We start from the raw sequence: 757 nt of genomic DNA on the forward strand, positions 1-757 counted from the left end.
CGGGGCTGACCAAGGCGCTAACGCTTTTCTATTTAAAATTCGTTTCGGTGTTCGACTAAATCAATAGCTCCCAGGACAATATGGGCCAAACCAAAACCGAACACAGTGTTGGAAATCATTTTATCGATTTTACGGTTTTGCTTCATTGCATAACCTGCGGCAGTGACAGCAGTCCCTAGTACAGTTGGGATCATGCCCTCGCGAATTCGATTCATTCGATTCACCTCAAATTCAGGATGCGTCCCTAAGGACAGTTTTAGTTTCTCCAGCAATCCTTGCAATTCAATTGCCAAATCTAAGGAGGCAGATAACATGGAATTAAATCAAACGCTTTTAGGTTCATTAGGTATCGAAATTACGGAGCTGCAAAAAGGAAAAGTCACTGCAACTATGCCAGTGGATGAACGCACTAGACAGCCATTTGGGCTGCTTCATGGAGGGGCATCTGTAGCGCTGGCAGAAACGGTCGCAAGTGTCGGGGCCTTTGAATTGGTCGATAAGGAGAATGAAGTCGTTGTAGGACTTGAAATCAACGCCAACCATATCCGTGCTAAAAAGGATGGTTTCGTCACAGCGGTGGCAACTGTCCTGCATCAAGGGAAAACCACGATGGTCTGGGATATTAAAATCACTGATGAAGACGAAAATCTCATTTGTGTATCAAGGTGTACAATGGCCGTGATTAACCGCAAAAAATAAGTAAGATCGGCCTAATCGGCTGATCTTTTTACTGAATATGAAAGTATAAAATTCACTT

General features: G+C 43.6%; 2 protein-coding genes. One reads left to right on the forward strand and one right to left on the reverse strand.

Going from position 1 to position 757, the window contains the following annotated elements:
- Positions 1–32: 32 nt before the first annotated feature.
- Complete coding sequence (locus V7201_RS00915) at positions 33–215, reverse strand: hypothetical protein (RefSeq protein ID WP_207502121.1); 183 nt, start codon at positions 213–215, stop codon at positions 33–35.
- A 97-nt stretch (positions 216–312) separates the two neighbouring features.
- On the opposite strand from V7201_RS00915, the gene V7201_RS00920 reads away from it, so the two are divergent.
- The gene (locus tag V7201_RS00920) at positions 313–699 is read left to right on the forward strand and encodes a PaaI family thioesterase (RefSeq protein WP_335374903.1); all 387 of its coding nucleotides are present in this window, start codon (positions 313–315) and stop codon (positions 697–699) included.
- Positions 700–757 lie beyond the last annotated feature (58 nt).

This window comes from Bacillus sp. JJ1122 (assembly GCF_036964885.1).
GTDB lineage: Bacteria > Bacillota > Bacilli > Bacillales > Cytobacillaceae > Mesobacillus.